The organism is Micromonospora globbae (genome assembly GCF_036184225.1).
Classification (GTDB): domain Bacteria; phylum Actinomycetota; class Actinomycetes; order Mycobacteriales; family Micromonosporaceae; genus Micromonospora; species Micromonospora globbae.
Window position 1 is genome coordinate 5,527,301 of record NZ_CP108084.1, and the last position, 17,610, is coordinate 5,544,910.

Here is a 17,610-nt window from a genome sequence, read left to right on the forward strand (position 1 = left end):
GCGTGGCCGGATCAGGCCGGCTGGGTGCGCAGGTACCGGCCGAAGTGCGGCACGGTGAACGCCACCGTGCCCCGTTCACCCGAGTAGATGAGGCCCTTCTTGATGAGGGCGTCCCGGGCCGGGGAGAGGCTGGCCGGCTTCCGGCCGAGAGCGCGGGCGATCTCCGCGGTGGGCACGGCCGCGTCCATGTCGTCCCGGGCGCCGCCGCCCGCCTCGGCCTCGACGAGCGAGAGCGTGGCCATGGCCCGCATGTACTCCCGCTCGGCCGGGGTGGCGCGCTCGAAGCGGGAGCCGAAGAAGCCGACGGCGAGTTCGGCCTCGGCCTCCGGAGCGGCGACCCGCACGTCCGCCGCCGTGATCGGGGAGCGCGGCGCGTGGTCCCAGGTCGCCTTCCCGTACGCCTGCACGAAGTACGGGTAGCCGCCGGACTTCTCGTAGAGCAGGTCGAGCGCCTTCTGCTCGTACTCGACCTCCTCACGCTCGGCGGGGGCGCAGAGCGCCTGGTCGGCGGCGATCCGGTCGAGGCGGTCGATCCGCTGGTAGCGGAAGAGGCGCTCGGAGTACGACTTCGCGGCGCTCAGCACCGCCGGCAGGTGCGGCAGGCCGGCGCCCACCACGATCAGCGGCGCGCCGAGCTGGGACAGCTCGTGGCAGGCGGCGCAGAGCGCCGACACGTCCTCGGCGCCGAGATCCTGCATCTCGTCGATGAAGATGGCGATGCCCGTGCCCACGTCGCTGGCCACGGCGGCGGCGTCGGTCAACAGCTCCACGAGGTCGATCTCGATGTCGCCCGAGTCGGCCCGGCCGCTGCTGGCCGGCACGTCGATGCCGGGCTGCCAACGGTCACGCAGTTTCGGCGCGGCCCCACCGCGGCCGGCGGGCGCGGCGCGCAGCGCGAACGCCTTGAGGACGCCGAGGAAGGCGTCGATCCGGTCGGGAGCGCGGTGCCGGGGCGCGAGTTCGCGTACGGCCATGTGCAGGGCGGCGGCGATCGGGCGGCGCAGCGACTGGTCGGGCCGGGCCTCGATCTTGCCGCTGCCCCAGAGCCGGTTGATCGCCTGCGAGCGCAGGGTGTTGAGCAGGACGGTCTTGCCGACACCGCGTAGGCCGGTCAGCATCAGGCTCCGCTCGGGCCGGCCGCGGGCGATGCGTTCCAACACGATGTCGAAGACGTCCAGCTCCCGCCCCCGCCCGGCGAGTTCGGGCGGGCGCTGACCGGCACCCGGGGCGTACGGGTTGCGGACCGGATCCACGCATCGCACAGTATCGGGCCGTCTAGCTGCGGGGCTAGACATGGATAGATGCGGCTACCGCGTGTCGGAATCCTCGACACAAAACTAGGGCTGTCTAGCGTCCACGCTAGACAGCCCTAGTTTTACCTACGACGGCCACCGCTCCTGCCCCCGGCTCGTGGCCGACTACCGCTGCTTGAGGCAGAGGACGAAGTCGAGGGTGTCCAGCTCGCTGTCGAAGAAGTACCAGTTCGTGTACCCCTCGACCTTGGCGCACTTCGCCTCGGCGTCCCGCTCACCGCTGGTGGTGCCGTCGACACGGCGCAGCACCTCGTACGTGTTCGGGCCGCAGTCGCTGATCAACAGCTTCGGCTTCCCGCCGACCGAGCCCTCGTTGCGCACACACTGGCCCACCTTCACGAAGCGCGGGTCGGCGGAGGACTCGGGTGCGGCGGCCGTCGGCGGCGCCGCCGCCTCGGGGACGTCCGGGTCGGCCGGCTCGCTCGACGCGGGGGCACTCGGTGCCGCCGCGGGCGGCGTCTCCTCCCCGTCGGTGAGGACGTAGACCGCCGCGCCGCCGGCCAGGACGAGCAGCACGGTCACCGCCAGCACCACGACGAGCGGCCTGCGGGAACGCCGTGGGGGCGGCGCGGGGGCGGCGGCGTACGACGACTGGCCCGCACCCGGCTCCCACGCGGGGACCTCGTCGTAGCCCGACCGGGACGGGGGATCGGCGGGATACCGCTGGGGGGCGACCTGGCGTTCCCCCTCGTCGGGGTGGAAGCCGCCGTACCGGGGCTCCCCGTAGCGCGGTCCCGGATCGGCGTACCGGGGCTCGTCGTGGCCCCGGTACCCCGGATGGGCCGGGCCGCGGTACCCGCCCGGAGGAACATCCTGCGGGGCGCCCGCCCACCGGGAGCCCTCCGGCGCCGCCCCGTACGCCTCGTCCGGCCGCTGCCCACGCCACGGATCCGGGGCGTCACCACGCGGTGATCCGTAGTTTCCCATCGACATCCTCCTGGACAGTGGTGAGAGGCCGGCCACCATCGCGGGACGGCGACTCCGGCGTCACCGTAGCGTGGACCGGTGATGCGCTCGAACCCCTCGGGTGCGATCCGGACCGCCGACCGGTCCGGCCCGCCCACCCCCGCCACCCGCCCGGGTCTCGTCTGGGCAGCGCTGATCGTGGTCTACGTGCTCTGGGGCTCGACGTACCTGGGCATCCGGATCGCGGTCGAGACCCTGCCGCCGCTCGCCTCGGCCGCGGCGCGGTTCGTCGCCGCCGCGGCGGTCCTCGCGCTCGTCCTCCGCGTACGCCGGGGACCGGGCGCCCTCCGGGTGGACCGGCGCCAGCTCGCTTCGGCCGCGCTGGTCGGGTTGCTGCTCCTGGCCGGCGGCAATGGACTCGTGGTGCTCGCCGAGTCCGGTCCGCCCGGTGTGGCGCTGCCGTCGGGGATCGCCGCGCTGCTGGTCGCCACCGTGCCCCTGCTGGTGGTGCTGCTGCGCTCGGTCACCGGCGACCGGCCCCGCTTCTGGACGTTCGCCGGCGTCACCCTCGGCTTCGCCGGGCTCGTCCTGCTGGTGCTCCCGACCGGTGGCGCGGACGCCGTACCGCTGGCCGGGGCGCTCACGGTCGTCGTCGGGGCCGTCTCGTGGTCGATCGGCTCGTTCCTGTCGGGGCGCATCCGCATGCCCGCGGACCCGTTCGTCGCCACCGTCTACGAGATGGTCGCGGGCGGGGTGGCACTCGGCCTCCTCGCGGTGGGACGGGGTGAGCTGCGCGGCTTCGATCCGGCCCAGGTGAGCGGCCGGTCGTGGCTGGCGCTCGTCTACCTCATGGTCGCCGGCTCGCTGGTCGCCTTCACCGCGTACGTCTGGCTGCTGCACCACGCGCCGATCTCCCTCGTCTCGACGTACGCCTACGTGAACCCGGCCGTCGCGGTGGTGCTCGGGGCGGCGCTCGCCGCCGAGCCCGTCACCGGGCAGGTGCTGCTCGGCGGCGGCGTGATCGTGGCCGGGGTGGCCCTCGTGGTCAGCACCGAACGCCCTCGCCGGGCGGGCGCGGCGCGCTCCGCGGGCGCCGACAGCGCGCGCTCCGCCGGCATCGACAGTGCGCGCTCCGGGGGCGCCGGAACGGCCACGTCGCACCACCTCGGTATGGGCGACGGGCGTTCCGACGGTGCGGGACCGGCCACGGCGGGGATACCGCGACCCGGAGGTGCGGGGACCACGGCGAGCGGGGAGCGGCGGTAACGTCCGGCCGGTGACCGCCGGCCTGCCGACCACCGCGTCACTCGGCGTGGTCGCCGGCTCGGTCATCCTGGGTGTGCTCGCCGGCTCGGCCGCGCCGGTGCTCGCGCGCCGCTTCGTCGCGGTCACCGGCGTGCACGGCCCTCTTGGCCAGGCAGGCGTCCCGCCCAGGTTCGCCGGGTGCTTCGTGCTGCCCACGGGCGCACACCGTCTGCCGATGAGCCCGGCGGCCGTCCCGCGTTGGCCCGTTCCTGCGCTCGCCGGTGCGGTCGTGTTCGCCGGGCTGGCGGTCGCACGGGGCGACGATCCGGGGCTGCCCGTGTTCCTGCTCGTCGCGGCGATCGGCCTGGTGCTCGCCGTGGTGGATCTGATCTGCCTCCGGCTGCCCGACCTGCTGGTCGCCGCGGCGGCCGGCGGTGGCGTCCTCGGGCTGGGCGTGGTCGCGCTGGCGACCGGTACGCCGGCACGGTTCCCCATGATGGCGGCCGGCACCGCCGTCTCCCTCGCCGTCTACCTGACCCTGGCGGTGCTGCCGCGCTCGCGACTCGGCTTCGGCGACGTCAAGCTCGCCGCCGCACTCGGTCCGGCGCTCGGGTGGGCGGGTTGGTCGGCCCTCGGGTGGGGACTGGCCCTGCCGCACGTGCTCGCCGGCGTCACGGCGCTCGTCCTCCTCGCCACGCACCGGGTACGCCCCGACACCCCCCTGCCGTTCGGCCCAGCCATCCTCTGCGCCACCTGGCTAGCCCTGCTCGCCTAACCCAACCCCAACCCACCCCCTGCCTCGGCGATCTTGCAGTTTGTGCCCCGGCAAAACAGGGCAAGTGCCCTATCTCGGGGGCCGAAAGTGCAAGATCGCGGGGATGGGACGCGCGGGGGCGGGGCTACAGGAGGCGGAGCTGGCGGTCCTTGGGGCGTCTCGGTTCGGCCTCGCCGAAGCGCTCGAACAGGCCCGGATCGATGGAGTCGAGGAAGGGCGACGGGCGGCACTCGCGTTCGGACCCCTGCCGGACACGCCGGGCGGCGTGGCTCACGTAGAGCCGGTCCTGTGCCCGGGTCAGGCCGACGAAGAAGAGCCGGCGCTCCTCGGCGATCGCGTCCTCGTCCGGTGTCGCGCCCGGCCAGCGCAGCGGCAGCAGCCCGTCCTCGACCCCGACGAGGAACACCACCGGGAACTCGAGTCCCTTGGCGGCGTGCAGGGTGAGCAGGGTGACCGCCTCGGCGCGCGGGTCGAGCGCATCCACCTCGGCGCCCGTGGCCAGTTGGGACAGGAAGAGTTCCAGGTCGTCGCCGCAGCGGCGGGCGAGCGGCGTGAGCAGGTCCACCGCCACCCGGACGTCCTCGGGGCGTACCCCCGAGCCGGAGCCGTCCAGCGTCGGGGTGGCGAAGCGCTCCGCCACCACCTGGCCGGCGAGCCGTACCCGGGCGGCCAGCCCTCCGCCGAGCCCGCCCGCGTGGCGCAGCTCGCGGGCGATGGCGGCCACGCCGGGGCGGTCCCGCAGCCGGTCGTGCGAACGCTTCTGCACGGGGATGTTCGCCCGGGACAGCGCGTCCACGATCGGCGCGGCCTGCGAGTCGGTGCGGTAGAGCACGGCGATGTCGCCGAACGAGAGTGAGGTGGTCCGCCCGTCGATCCGGCCCGAGTCCAGAGACCGGTGGGAGAGGCCGCCCACCAGCTCGTCGATGGTGCGTACGACGAAGTCTGCCTCGTCGGCCACGGAGCTCGCGGGGTAGCGGCCGACCAGCGGGGCCTCCGGGTCCAGCCGGGCCGGGTCGAGCCGGCGACCGCGGACCAGCGACGACGGCGCGATGGCCTGCACGGCGGCCGCGAGGATCGGCGCCGACGAGCGGTAGTTGCGGTTCAGCCGCACCAGGCGCGCGTCGGTGAAGTCCTGGGAGAAGCGCAGGAAGTAGCCGACGTCGGCGCCCCGGAACGAGTAGATGGCCTGGTCCGGGTCGCCGATCGCGCAGAGGTTGCCGTCCGGGGGGCTGACCAGGCGCAGCAGCTCGTACTGCACCGCGTCGACGTCCTGGTACTCGTCGACGAAGATCCACCGCCAGCGGTCCCGGTAGCGCTCGACCAGCGTCCGGTCCGCCCGCAGCAGCGCCACCGGCAGGGTGAGCAGCTCGTCCAGGTCGACGAGGCCCTGCTTGCGCAGCAGCGCCGTGTAGGCGGTCGGGTCGTCGCCCGCCTCGGCGCGGGCCGCGGCCCGGTCGGCGTCGTCGGCGATCCGGAAGTCGTCGGGAAGCCCGGCGGCGTCCGCGTTCTCCCGCAGGATGGTCAACCCGAGCGAGTGGAACGTGCCGACCGTGATGTCCTCGGCCACCGGCCCGAGCAGCCCGTCGAGCCGCTGACGCAGTTCCTCCGCGGCGCGGCGGGTGAAGGTGATCGCCAGACAGTGCTCGGGGAAGACGTTCAGCTCGGCGCAGAGGTAGGCGATCCGGTGGGTCAGCGTCCGCGTCTTGCCGGTGCCGGGCCCCGCCACGATGAGCAGCGGGCCTCCGGGCGCGGAGGCGGCCACCCGCTGCATCGCGTCGAGCCGGTCCAGCAGCCCGGTGCCGACCTCCTCCATGCCGGCGAGCATCGGCTCGAACGGCTCGTGCGGTGACGGTGGCGGGGCGATCGGTGGCGGGGGCGGCTCGGGCGCCTTCCGCTTCGAGTCGGCCCGGGCCGCCGCGGGGCGTCGGGCCCGTGCCTTCGCCGCCGGCTCCGCGGGCTTGCGCTGCGCGGGCACGGGTACGTCGAACAGCGTCTCCGCCTGCGCCCCCGCGGCCCGTCCGCGCAGTTCGGCCGGGTCGAAGAGGGTGATCACGCCGTACTCGCCGTCGTAACCGGGCACCCGGCGGACCTCCCCGCGGCGGAGCCGGCCGATGCCCTCGGCGAGCAGTTCGCCGCCGACCCGGGAGATCTCGTCGAGCGGCGTGCTCGTGAGGATCTCCAGCTCCGGGCCGAGCGCGGCGAGCAGGTCGGCGAGCTTCCCCTCGACCTTCTTCGAGCGGGCGCCCACACCGTTGATCTCGCCGAGGACCTCGGCGAGCGGCACGAGGTGGGTCACGTCCGGGCGGTGCTCCGGCCGGTACCCCGCCGGGCGGTCGGCCAGCTCCTCGACCCGGCTGAGTACGCCGACCGTGAGCGGCTTGCCGCACTCGGGGCAGCGGCCGCCGGCCGCCCGGGTCCGTTCCGGCTCCCAGTTGACCCCGCAGAGCCGGTGGCCGTCGGCGTGGTACTTGCCCTCCTCCGGGAAGAACTCGATGGTCCCGGCGAGGCCGTCACCGGTGCGCAGCGCGTCGCGTACGGCGAAGTAGTCGCGTGCGGTGGCGAAGACGGTGGCCTCCCGGGCCAGCGCCGCCGGCGAGTGGGCGTCCGAGTTGGACACCAGCCGGTACGCGTCCAGGCTGCCGACCCGCCAGTTCATCTCGGGGTCGGAGGAGAGGCCGGTCTCCACGGCGAAGATGTGCTCGGCCAGGTCGGCGTAGCAGTCGGCGATCGCGTCGAAGCCGGACTTGGAGCCCAGCGCGGAGAACCACGGGGTCCAGATGTGCGCCGGCACGAGGTAGCCGTCGGGGCTGGCGTCGAGGGTGATCTCCAGCAGGTCCCGGGAGTCGAGGCCGAGGATCGGGCGGCCGTCCGAGCCGAGGTTGCCGATGCGGCCGAGCGCGGCGTTGAACCGGGCCACGGCGTCCAGGTCGGGCAGGTAGACCAAGTGGTGCACCTTGCGGGTCCGGTCGTCCCGCTTGTAGATCGTCGAGATCTCCACGCTGAGCAGGAACCGGACGGGATCGCTGTCGGCTCCGCCGGCCAGCCGGGGTGGCAGCCGCCGCGCGGTGTCCCGTTCCGTCTCCGGGCTCAGCCGGTAGAGGCCGGGCTCGGCCGGGCGCAGGGTCTCGCGGAGGTGGTCGTACCAGGCGGGGTGGGTGAAGTCACCGGTGCCGAGCAGTCCGACGCCCTTGCGCCGCGCCCACCAACCGAGGGTCGGCAGGGTGAGGTCACGGCTGCAGGCGCGGGAGTACTTCGAGTGGATGTGCAGGTCCGCGACGAACGGCGGGCGGCCACCGGGGGGTACGGCGCTGAACGGAGGCACGCCGCATCCTGCCACGAGCGCCCCCGGCCCCGCCCGCCGCCACGCACACGAGTGACCCGCGCAATCCGAGCCCACCGCCAAACGAGCGCGGTCCCGCCCGCCCCCGGGGGCTGGCGGTGATCATGAAGTTATCGCCCGTTCACTCGGCGTGTCGTGGCGATAACTTCATGATCAACCGAGCGGTGGGATCAGGGGGCGCGGAGTTCTACCAGGGTTACCTGGGGTGGGGCGCCTACGCGGACCGGTGGGCCCCAGAAACCAGCGCCGTTCGTGACGTACACCTTCGTGCCGTCCACTTCGCCCAGTCCGGAGACGATGGGCTGCTCCAGCCGCACCGCGAGGTTGAACGGCACGATCTGGCCACCGTGGGTGTGCCCGGACAGTTGCAGGTCCACCCCGTACTTCGCGGCCTCCACGGCGGCCACCGGCTGGTGCGCGAGGAGCACCACCGGGCGGGACGGGTCGCGGTCGCCGAGCGCCGCGGCGTAGTCCGGGCCGGCGGCCAGGCCCGTTCCCTGCCCGGAGACGTCGTTCACCCCCGCCAGGTCCAGGACGCCACCGCGCGCGGCGATCTCCACCCGCTTGTTCTGGAGTACGCGCAGCCCCAGCCGGTCCACCTCCTGTACCCACTCCTCGACCCCGGAGTAGTACTCGTGGTTGCCGGTGACGAAGAAGCTGCCGTAGCGGGAGCGCAGGCCGCGCAGCGGGGACGCCGCCTCGCCGAGTTCCGCCACCGTGCCGTCGACCAGGTCGCCGACGACCGCCACGATGTCGGCGTCGAGCCGGTTGATCGCGGCCACGATCCGTTCGGTGTGTGCCCGGCCGAGCAGCGGCCCCAGGTGGATGTCCGAGACGGTGGCGATGCGCAGACCGTCCATGCTCCGTGGCAGCTTGGCCAGCGGGATGCGCACCCGGTCCAGTTGCGGCGGGCCGAGGGCGGTGCGGACGCCGTACCCGGTGACGCCGACCGCCGTGAGCCCGGCGAAGATGGCGGCCCCCCGGGCGAGCAGCAACCGGCGCGACGGGTCGTGGTCGTCGGGCGCCACGGCGTCGACGGCCGGCGGGTCGGCGGGGCCGGCGGCGCCCACGAGCACCGGCTCGGGGGCGGCGGCGGTCGGTTCGGCAGTGACCGCCCGGCGGCGCAGCACCAGCCGGGCCACCAGCATCGGCACCTCGAGCACCACCAGCAGCACGAGCAGGTAGAACATCAGCGCGAGCCAGAGGTAGCCCGGCCAGGCCAGCCAGTGCAGCCCGCCCCGGGTGCCGGCCAGCGTGGCGGGTACCAGCAGCGCGAGCACCAACGCGGTGACGCCGCCGACCCGCCTCCACAACCCCGGCCGGGTCGTGTCCCGGACCAGCCGCTTCCACAGGTACAGGTGGATGAGGCCGGTGATCAGGGCGAGAGCGCCCACGAACCCCAGCACCGACAGCACGTGCCCTCCCTCAGCCGCCGGCGAAGGGAGGCAGGACGTCGATCGTCGTCCCGGCCGGCAGCGGTGTGTGGCGATCATGGCAGGTCACGCCGTCCACCAGGAAACTCGCCACCTTCAGCACGGATGCGAGCCGCTCACCGTGGGATTCGGCCAGGTCAGCGGCGATGTCATCGAGGGATCGTCCGGCCGGCACGGTCTCCTCGCTGCGGCCCGCGGCGGCGCGCGCCCCGGCGAAGTAGCGGATGGTGAGCGTCGCCGTCGTGGTCGGTGGCGTCGGGTCGATCACTGTCACCCTCCGATGGCGGACATGGGCCGCGCAGGTTGCAGGAAGGACGGGTCGTCGATGCCGTGGCCGGCCCGCTTGCCCCACATGGCCGCCCGCCACCGGTCGGCCAGCTCGTCGTCGTCCATCCCGGCGCGCAGCGCGCCCCGCAGGTCGGACTCCTCGGTGGCGAAGAGGCAGGCGCGGACCTGACCGTCGGCGGTGAGCCGGGTGCGGTCGCAGTCGCCGCAGAACGGGCGGGTCACGCTCGCGATCACCCCGACCCGGGCCGGTCCCCCGTCGACCAGCCAGGTCTCCGCGGGCGCCGACCCGCGCTCGGCGGGGTCGGCACGCAGGTCGAACTCGCGGCGCAGCGACGCGAGGATCTCGTCGGCGGTCACCATGACCGTCCGGTCCCAGCCGTGCTGCGCGTCCAGCGGCATCTGCTCGATGAACCGCAGCTCGTAGCCGTGCGCCAGGGCGAAGCGGAGCAGGGCCGGGGCCTCGTCGTCGTTGATCCCGCGCATCAGCACGCTGTTGACCTTCACAGGTGCGAGGCCGGCGGACGCGGCACCGGCCAGGCCGGCCAGGACGGCGTCGAGCCGGGGACGGCGGGTCAGCTCGGTGAACCGGGCCGGGTCCAGGGTGTCCAGCGAGACGTTCACCCGGTCCAGTCCGGCGGCGCGCAGCGCCGGGGCATGCCGGTCGAGGCCGATGCCGTTGGTGGTCAGCGAGATGGTGGGGCGCGGGTCGAGGGCGGCCACCTCGGTCACGATGCGGACCAGGCCGGGACGGATGAGCGGCTCGCCGCCGGTGAACCGGACCTCGGTGACGCCCAGCCGCTGCACGGCGACACGGATCAGCCGCACGATCTCGTCGTCGGTGAGCAGCTCCGGCCCGGCCAGCCAGGGCAGCCCCTCCGCCGGCATGCAGTACGTGCACCGGAGGTTGCACTTGTCGGTCAGGGAGACGCGCAGGTCCCGCGCGACCCTGCCGTACCGGTCGACGAGGGCGCCGCCGGGCGGATGGGCGAGGCTCACCGCTCGACCGTAGCGCGATCGAGCCCGGCAAGGGCGGATCGTGCGGCCCGCGTGACCGCGTCCCGGTACGCGGCGCCGAAGAGCGCGGTGTGCACGAGCAGCAGGTGCAACTGGTGCAGCGGCACACGTTCCCGCCAGCCGTCGGCGAGTGGCCAGACCTCCTGGTACGCGGAGAGGATCCGGTCCAGGTGCGGCGCGCCGCCGAACAGCGCGAGCTGCGCGAGGTCGGTCTCCCGGTGCCCGCCGTGCGCGGCGGGGTCGACCAGCCAGGCCCGGTCGTCGGCCCCCCACAGCACGTTGCCGGGCCACAGGTCCCCGTGGACGCGCGCCGGGGGTTCGTCGCCACCGAACTCGCCGATCCGGTCGACGACCTGCTCCACCAGGGCCGCGTCGGCCGGGGTCAGCGCCCCGCTGTCGACGGACCGCCGAAGGTACGGGGTGAGCCGCCGCGCGGCGAACCACCGCGACCAGGGGCCCTCGTCGGGAGTGTTGTCCTGCGGCAGCGCCCCGATGAAGCCCGACCAGGGCGCGCCGAAGGCCGACGCCCCGGCACGGTGGAGGGCGGCCAGTTCCCGGCCGAGGCGCTCGGCCGCCGCCGGATCGGGCTCACCGGGTTGCACCCATTCGAGGGCGAGCAGGTCGGGCAGCGCGACGATCACCTCGGGCACGGGCACGGCGTCCGCCTCGCGGAGCCAGCGCAGTCCGGCGGCCTCGGCCGCGAAGAAGCCGTCGGGCACCGGGCGGGCGGCCCGTTCGGGCCAGGTCTTCGCGAAGACCGAGTGGCCGTCGTCGAGCGTGAGCCGGGAGGCGGCGCAGATGTCGCCGCCGGAGACCGGCGTCTCCCGGATCCGTTGATGGGTGAGGAAGGTCGGCAGCTGGGTCGGATGCGCCCGCAGGTACGCGAGGTCCATCTGCGCACGGTAACCCGGCGCGGCCGGCCTGTCGTCACGTACGCGGTCGTGGTCGCGACTGACCTGCGGGAATACCCTGCGTGACTGTGGATGACGGGTGTGTCGTCCACAGGGGCGGCGCGGCGGGGGCACCCGGTCGCAGGCTGCCCGCATGACCTCGACCGACGTTCACCGCCTCGCCGTACGCTCTCCCGCCGACCTGCTCGCCGCCGTGCCGTACCTGCTCGGCTTCCATCCCGCCGACAGCGTGGTCGTCGTGGCGATGCGTGGTCGGCGGGTCGTGTTCGCCGCCCGCGCCGACCTGCCCGATCCGGCCGAGGCCCCGGCGGACCGGGCCCGGCATCTCGTCGGCGTGGTCCGCCGGCAGCGCGTGGACGCCGCCACCGTGGTCGGCTACGGGCCCGCGCACCGGGTGACGCCGGCCGTGGACGCGGTCCGGGACGCGCTCGACGAGGAGGGGCTCGTGCTGCTCGACGCGCTGCGCGTGACCGACGGCCGCTGGTGGTCGTACCTGTGCGGCGAGGCCCGTTGCTGCCCACCGGAGGGCCGGCCGTACGACCCAGGCAGCAGCCAGGTCACCGCGTCGGCCGTGTTCGCCGGGCAGGTCGCGCTCCCCGACCGGGCCGCGCTCGCGGCACAGGTGGCGCCGGTGAGCGGTCCCGCCCGGGCGGCGATGCGCGAGGCCGTCGCGAAGGCCGAACGACGGCTCACGCGCCTCGTCGAGGAGGCGCCCGCCGAGGATCTGCTGGGCGCGCGCTCCGTACGGGCCGCCGGTGTGGCCGCCGTACGCGACGCGCTGCGCCGGCACCGCCGGGGCGAACGCCTCGGCGACGACGAGGTGGCCTGGTTGACGCTGCTCCTGACCCAGATTCCCGTACGCGACCACGCCTGGGAACGCACCGACGGGCGCGACGGCGACATCGCCTTCTGGAGCGACGTGCTGCGCCGCGCCGAGCCGGAACTGATCGCCGCCCCGGCGAGCCTGCTGGCCTTCGCCGCCTGGCGGGCGGGCCAGGGCGCGCTGGCCGCGGTCGCACTGGAACGGGCGTTGGCCCGGCACCCGGACTACTCGCTGGCGGTGCTCCTGGACGACCTGCTGCGCCGGGGCGTACCACCCTCGGACCTGGACGGCTGGCCGGCGGTCGGGCTGCCCGGTGTGGTGCGGCGACGCGGGCGGCGAGGCTCCCGCCGGTGACGGGACGGGCGCGCAGGCCCCGCCGTGGCGTGCCCCACCGCTGGCACGCCGGTGACCGCGGCCGGTCCGTCGAACGATGTACGACCCGTTCGTTCCCGTGGCCGACTCGGCCGGGTCACACGGCCCGGAGAATCGGTACGTGCCCGTTCTCCCCTCGACGACGATCCGATGAGCGTCGGCCTGCTCCTGACGCTCGCCGGTCTGGCGCTGATCGACAGCACCAGCATCGGTACCCTCTTCATCCCGGTCTGGCTGCTGCTCACGCCGGGCCGGGTCCGGGTGGGACGGATCCTGACCTACCTCGGCACGATCGCCGGCTTCTACCTCGGGGTCGGGCTGCTGCTCGTCTGGGGTGGCACGCGACTGGCCGACACCCTGGGCGGTGCGCTGGACCACCGGCCGGTGCTCTGGGCGCAGCTCGCGCTCGGGGTCGGGCTCTTCGTGCTGAGCTTCCGCTACGACGGCAAGCGGCAGCGCCGCTCGGGGGGTGTGCTGCGCTGGCGTGACCGCGTCACCTCCGGTGACTCCTCGGCCCGCTGGCTGGTCGGGCTGGCGCTGCTCGCCGCGCTGGCCGAGGTGGCGACCATGCTGCCGTACCTCGGTGCGGTGACCCTCCTGTCGACGACCGACCTCTCCGGTCCGGTCGTGGTGGCCGTGCTGGCCGGCTACTGCGTCGTCATGGTGGTGCCCGCGCTGCTGCTGCTGGGCGCCCGGCTGGCCTTCCCCGCACCCATCGAGCGGCTGCTCGGGCGGCTCAACACGTGGATCGAGAAGAAGGCGGGCAGCGCGCTGGGCTGGGTCCTCGGCATCGCCGGCTTCCTGATCGCCCGCGACGCCGCGTTCCGCCTCGGCCTGCTGAGCGGGGAGATCGACATCAACCTGCTCAACCGCTGACCGCCGCGGCCACCGCCGGTCGACCGCCGACCCGCGGGACCAACCGACCTCGCTCCGGAATCAACGGGGCCTCCGGAATCAACCGGCCTCCGGGATCAACCGGCCACCGGATCAACCTCCCGCGCTCCGGGATCCACCGGCCCGGGACAAGCCAGCCGCCGCCGGGATCACCGGCCGCTCCTCTTGAGAGCCGGCGTCAGCTCACGAGCACCCGCTGAGGCCCGGCGTAGACGTTCATCGTCCGACCCCGCAGGAAGCCGACCAGGGTCATTCCGGCCTCCTCGGCCAGGTCGGTGGCGAGGGTGCTCGGCGCGGAGACGGCCGCGAGCAGCGGCACCCCGGCCATCCACGCCTTCTGGGTCAGCTCGAAGCTCGCCCGGCCGGAGACCATCAGCACGTGCCCGGCCAGCGGCAGCCGCCGCTCCCGCACGGCCCAGCCGATCACCTTGTCGACGGCGTTGTGCCGGCCCACGTCCTCGCGGAGCACGACCAGCGACCCGTCGGCCGTGAAGAGTCCCGCCGCGTGCAGCCCGCCGGTCCGCTCGAAGCCGCGCTGCGCGGCCCGCAGCCGGTCCGGCAGCTCGGCCAGCACCTTCGCCGGCACGGTGACCGGGTCGCCGGCGACCGGGAAGAGCGACCGGGTCCGGACGGCGTCGATGCTCGCCTTGCCGCACACGCCGCAGGAGCTGGTGGTGTAGAAGTTGCGGGCCGAGTCGGTCGCCGGCTCCGGCACGCCGGGCGCGAGCACCACGTCCACCACGTTGTACGTGTTGGGGGTCTCCGCCCCGGCACACAACTGGGCGGTGTGCACGTCGTCGGTCGACCGGATCAGCCCCTCGGTCATCAGGAAGCCGATCGCCAGGTCGAGGTCGTCGCCCGGCGTACGCATGGTCACGGCGAGCGGCCTGCGCCGGCCCGGCCCCGCGGGCCCGACCCTGATCTCCAGCGGCTCCTCCACCGCGAGCGTGTCCGGCCGCCGGACGGAGGTGCGGCCGTCCGCCGCGTCGAGGTCGATCCGGAGTACGCCCCGTCGGTCAGCTGCGCGTCCCATCCCGCCATCCTGCACCGCCCGGCCGGGCGCCCGCACGGCTACCGTGGGCCGCGTGGGGGCGTACGCGGCGGTGGTGCTCGCGGGTGGCGCGGCCCGCCGGATGGGCGGGGTGGACAAGCCCGCGCTGCCGGTCGGCGGCCGGTCGATGCGTGACCGGGTGCTGTCCGCGATCGCCGACGCCTCGCCGCGGATCCTGGTCGGCCCGGCCGACACGCCGCCCGCCGGCGTACGGGTGACGCGCGAGCGGCCACCCGGGGGCGGGCCGGTGGCGGCCACCGCGGCCGGGCTCGCGCTCCTCGATGCCGGCACGTCCGTCGTCGCCCTGCTCGCCGCCGACCTGCCACTGCTCACCCGGGACGCGGTCGCGCTCCTGCTGCGCGCACTGGCCGACCCGGCGGGCGGGCGCGTCGAGGCCGACGGCGCCTGCTACGTCGACGCCGACGGCCGGCGGCAGATGCTCTGCGGGGTGTGGCGGGTGCCGGCGCTGCGGGGTGCGCTGGACCGGCTCGCCGCGGAGCGGGGTGGCAGCGTCGCCGGGGCCCCGGTCCGTGCCCTGCTGGCCGGGCTCGCCGTACGCGAGGTGGCCTGGGCCGGTGACGGCCCCCCACCGTGGTTCGACTGCGACACTGACGAGGACGTACGCCGGGCGGAGGAGTGGGCACGATGACGGTGATGGACGACTGGGTCACGGCGGCCTGTGCCGAGTTGGGTCTCGATCCCGGCCAGGTGCCGGTGCCGGCCGTGCTGGGCCTCGCGAAGGACGTCGCCCACCAGGTGCTGCGCCCGGGCGCGCCGGTGTCCGCGTACCTCCTCGGGCTGGCCGTGGGGCGCGGGGCCGACCCGGCCGACGCGGCCGAGCGGCTGCGCGCGTTGGCCGCCGGCTGGCCGGTCGAACTCGGCGCGGACCGCGCCGACGCCTCCTCCTGACCCGCCGGCACCGCCGAGCCTCCGGCTCCGCCCGCGCCCGCGACGCATGGCGGATGCCCGCGACGCGCCGCCGGCGCCCGCGACGCCCCACCCGGCACCCGCCTCGACCAGGTGTTTCGTCGTTCCCGAACGCCGGTGCGGCCCATCGCCGCGGGGCCGGTGTCCGATCACGGTCGGCCCTGATTCGGCCTGCGGGGCCCGTGGGTAGGGTGACCGTGACGGACGGAGGCGATCATGACGGCAGACCACCCCTCGACGCCGCCCGGTGAACCGCCCGGCACCGCACCCGGGCAGCCGGGCACCCCGGCGCAGGCGGAGCACCCCGAGTCGATCCTGCTCGACGAGCCGAGCACGGCCGACCTGCGCGCGAAGGTGACCCAGGCGTGGCAGGAGTTCGCGCGGTCGCTCGCCGAACGGCTGCCGGCGCTCCCCGAGGGCGCGCACGTCGAGCTGACCCTCGATCCCACCGCCTCCGGAACGGGTGACGCCGTCTACTCGATCGGTGTCGACGTGGGCGCGGAGGGCCGGCTCTCCGCGCGGGCGGTCGGCAACGCCAGCCTGCCGGACGGCTACCGGCTGGACCGGATGGCGGTGGCGGACATGATCGCGCTCGGCTGGTCGCCGCCCGGTGTCGTCGAGGGCTCCGGCGAGTACTTCGGGCTGGAGGGCACGACGGCCGACGCCAACCGGATCGCCGCGCTGCTCTCCCGCACGCTGCGCGACGTCTACGGCGCCCCGCACCCCGCGTTCCTCGTCTACCTGATCCACGACGCGGAGGGGGAGCCACTGCCGGGGGCGCCGCTGGGCACGGCGCGCAGCGAGTTCGGGCCGGGCCGCGTGGCCGAGGCCGACCTGGACGAGGCGCTGGTCGAGGCCGTCGCCGCCCAGACGGAGCAGAACGACGTGCTGGCGCTGGAGGAGCGCGTCCGGACGGTCGTCTCCACCATGCTGAAGTCCGACTCCGACCGCCTCCAGGTGGACTCGGACGGCGACATCAACATCCGGGCCGGCTCGGCCATGGTGTTCGTCCGGGTCCGGGACAATCCGCCCCTGGTCGACGTCTTCTCCCCGGTGCTCACCGAGGTCCGGCCCACCGAGCGGCTCTACGTGAAGCTCTCCGAGCTGACCAACCGGATGCCCATCGGCCGCCTCTACTGCGCCGACGACACGGTGTGGGCGTCCATCCCGGTGTTCGGCAGGAACTTCCAGCCCACCCACCTCATGCTGGCCGTGCAGGTGATGACCGGCCTCGCCGACGAGCTGGACGACCGGCTGCACGGCGAGTTCGGCGGCAAGCGGTTCTTCGGCGAGGGCGACAAGGCGGTCCGCCGCGACGAGGGGGAGCACCGCACCGGCATGTACCTCTGAGGTCCCGTCAGCGGACGTCCAGCAGCGTCTTGCCCACCGTGGCCCGCGACTCGATGGCCGCGTGCGCGTCGGCGGCCCGCTCCAGCGGGAACCGCTGGCCGATCACCGGCCGCAGCCGCCCGGCCGCGGCCTCCGCCAGCGCCCGTTCGGCGTACGCCCGCAGCCGCGCCGGCGGCACGTCCGGCCGCACCAGGCGTACGCCCCGCTCGGCGGCGTCCTCGGCGGGCACCCCGGCCCACTCGCCGCTGGCCAGGCCGAAGCTGACCATGCGGCCGCCCGGCCCGAGCAGCGTGAACGCGGTCCGGCCGACCTCGCCCCCCACCCCGTCGAACACGACGTCGACCCCGTCCGTGGCGGCGCGGACCTGGTCGGCCCAGTCGGGCCGGAGGTAGTCCACCGCCACCTCCGCGCCGAACGCGGGCAGCAGTGACACCTTGCGCCGCCCGCCGGCGAGCCCCACGACGCGCGCGCCCGTGGCGGCGGCGAGCTGGACCAGCAGGCTTCCCACCCCGCCCGCGGCCGCCTCCACGAGGACCCGCTCGCCGGGCCGCAGGTCGACCGTGTCGACGAGCATGGCGGCCGTACGCCCGTCGGCGAGCAGCGCCACCGCCGCGTCGAGGGACAGCCCGTCGGGCACCTCGATGGGCAGCGCGGCGTCCACGGCGACCCGCTCGGCGTACGCGCCGGAGCCACCGGTGCCGCTCACCACGCGGCGGCCGATCGAGGCCGGGTCGACGCCGGCGCCGACCGCGGCGATCACGCCGCCCACGCCGTTGCCGGGGATCAGCGGCGGTGTGCCGCCGAAGGGACCGGGCCGGCCGGCGCGGAACTGCGTCTCCACGAACGTGATGTTGACGTGCGCCACGTCGATGAGCACCTGGCCCGGCCCGGGCACCGGATCCGGCGCCGGACCGACCGCGAGCACCTCCGGCCCGCCGAACTCCCGCAACCACACCGCTCGCACGACA

15 protein-coding genes and 1 pseudogene are annotated in these 17,610 nt (G+C 74.8%); 7 read left to right on the top strand and 9 right to left on the bottom strand.

What is annotated here, in order from left to right:
* Positions 1–11 precede the first annotated feature (11 nt).
* The gene (locus OG994_RS25010; RefSeq protein ID WP_120328356.1) at positions 12–1,253 is read right to left on the bottom strand and encodes an ATP-binding protein; all 1,242 of its coding nucleotides are present in this window, start codon (positions 1,251–1,253) and stop codon (positions 12–14) included.
* A 165-nt stretch (positions 1,254–1,418) separates the two neighbouring features.
* Positions 1,419–1,688 (bottom strand): annotated as a pseudogene (locus OG994_RS31625) (LppU/SCO3897 family protein); the annotation flags it as partial.
* Positions 1,689–2,321: 633 nt separating this feature from the next.
* Here OG994_RS31625 and OG994_RS25020 point away from each other — a divergent pair.
* Entirely contained in the window at positions 2,322–3,485 is a 1,164-nt protein-coding gene (locus OG994_RS25020) for an EamA family transporter (protein WP_328853790.1), read from the top strand.
* A 10-nt stretch (positions 3,486–3,495) separates the two neighbouring features.
* Complete coding sequence (locus OG994_RS25025) at positions 3,496–4,239, top strand: A24 family peptidase (RefSeq protein WP_328851149.1); 744 nt, start codon at positions 3,496–3,498, stop codon at positions 4,237–4,239.
* Positions 4,240–4,363: 124 nt separating this feature from the next.
* On the opposite strand, the gene OG994_RS25030 is transcribed toward OG994_RS25025, so the two are convergent.
* The 5 genes from OG994_RS25030 to OG994_RS25050 all read right to left on the bottom strand — a co-directional run bounded on the left by OG994_RS25030 (position 4,364) and on the right by OG994_RS25050 (position 11,207).
* Positions 4,364–7,561, bottom strand: coding sequence for a UvrD-helicase domain-containing protein (locus OG994_RS25030; RefSeq protein WP_328851150.1), 3,198 nt, complete (start codon positions 7,559–7,561; stop codon positions 4,364–4,366).
* A 188-nt stretch (positions 7,562–7,749) separates the two neighbouring features.
* Positions 7,750–8,994, bottom strand: coding sequence for a metallophosphoesterase (locus tag OG994_RS25035; protein ID WP_328851151.1), 1,245 nt, complete (start codon positions 8,992–8,994; stop codon positions 7,750–7,752).
* Between the two features lie 10 nt (positions 8,995–9,004).
* Positions 9,005–9,280 (bottom strand): MoaD/ThiS family protein, encoded by a 276-nt coding sequence (locus tag OG994_RS25040; protein ID WP_240033180.1) that lies wholly within the window; start codon positions 9,278–9,280, stop codon positions 9,005–9,007.
* 2 nt (positions 9,281–9,282) lie between these two features.
* Positions 9,283–10,296, bottom strand: a complete 1,014-nt coding sequence (gene moaA, locus OG994_RS25045; protein ID WP_328851152.1) for a GTP 3',8-cyclase MoaA — start codon at positions 10,294–10,296, stop codon at positions 9,283–9,285.
* Positions 10,293–11,207 (bottom strand): fructosamine kinase family protein, encoded by a 915-nt coding sequence (locus OG994_RS25050; protein ID WP_328851153.1) that lies wholly within the window; start codon positions 11,205–11,207, stop codon positions 10,293–10,295. The genes moaA and OG994_RS25050 overlap by 4 nt, the downstream gene beginning before the upstream one ends.
* 151 nt (positions 11,208–11,358) lie before the next feature.
* Between OG994_RS25050 and OG994_RS25055 the strand changes: the two genes are divergently transcribed.
* Both OG994_RS25055 and OG994_RS25060 read left to right on the top strand, forming a co-directional pair.
* On the top strand, positions 11,359–12,402 hold the full coding sequence (locus tag OG994_RS25055; protein ID WP_328851154.1) for a DUF4192 domain-containing protein: 1,044 nt from the start codon (positions 11,359–11,361) through the stop codon (positions 12,400–12,402).
* A gap of 168 nt (positions 12,403–12,570) precedes the next feature.
* Entirely contained in the window at positions 12,571–13,296 is a 726-nt protein-coding gene (locus OG994_RS25060; RefSeq protein WP_120331372.1) for a GAP family protein, read from the top strand.
* A gap of 196 nt (positions 13,297–13,492) precedes the next feature.
* Here the strand turns inward: OG994_RS25060 and fdhD are convergent, their stop codons facing one another.
* A complete protein-coding gene (gene fdhD, locus OG994_RS25065; protein WP_328851155.1) occupies positions 13,493–14,347 on the bottom strand; it encodes a formate dehydrogenase accessory sulfurtransferase FdhD in 855 nt (284 codons plus the stop codon).
* A gap of 52 nt (positions 14,348–14,399) precedes the next feature.
* On the opposite strand from fdhD, the gene mobA reads away from it, so the two are divergent.
* The 3 genes from mobA to OG994_RS25080 all read left to right on the top strand — a co-directional run bounded on the left by mobA (position 14,400) and on the right by OG994_RS25080 (position 16,642).
* The gene (mobA, locus tag OG994_RS25070) at positions 14,400–15,014 is read left to right on the top strand and encodes a molybdenum cofactor guanylyltransferase (protein ID WP_328851156.1); all 615 of its coding nucleotides are present in this window, start codon (positions 14,400–14,402) and stop codon (positions 15,012–15,014) included.
* Positions 15,011–15,274 (top strand): DUF6457 domain-containing protein, encoded by a 264-nt coding sequence (locus tag OG994_RS25075; protein ID WP_328851157.1) that lies wholly within the window; start codon positions 15,011–15,013, stop codon positions 15,272–15,274. Before mobA ends, OG994_RS25075 begins: the two co-directional genes overlap by 4 nt.
* 234 nt (positions 15,275–15,508) lie before the next feature.
* On the top strand, positions 15,509–16,642 hold the full coding sequence (locus OG994_RS25080) for a T3SS (YopN, CesT) and YbjN peptide-binding chaperone 1 (RefSeq protein ID WP_120331375.1): 1,134 nt from the start codon (positions 15,509–15,511) through the stop codon (positions 16,640–16,642).
* 7 nt (positions 16,643–16,649) lie between these two features.
* Here OG994_RS25080 and OG994_RS25085 read toward each other — a convergent pair whose 3' ends face one another.
* Positions 16,650–17,606, bottom strand: coding sequence for a zinc-binding dehydrogenase (locus OG994_RS25085; RefSeq protein WP_120331376.1), 957 nt, complete (start codon positions 17,604–17,606; stop codon positions 16,650–16,652).
* Between the last annotated feature and the right edge of the window lie 4 nt (positions 17,607–17,610).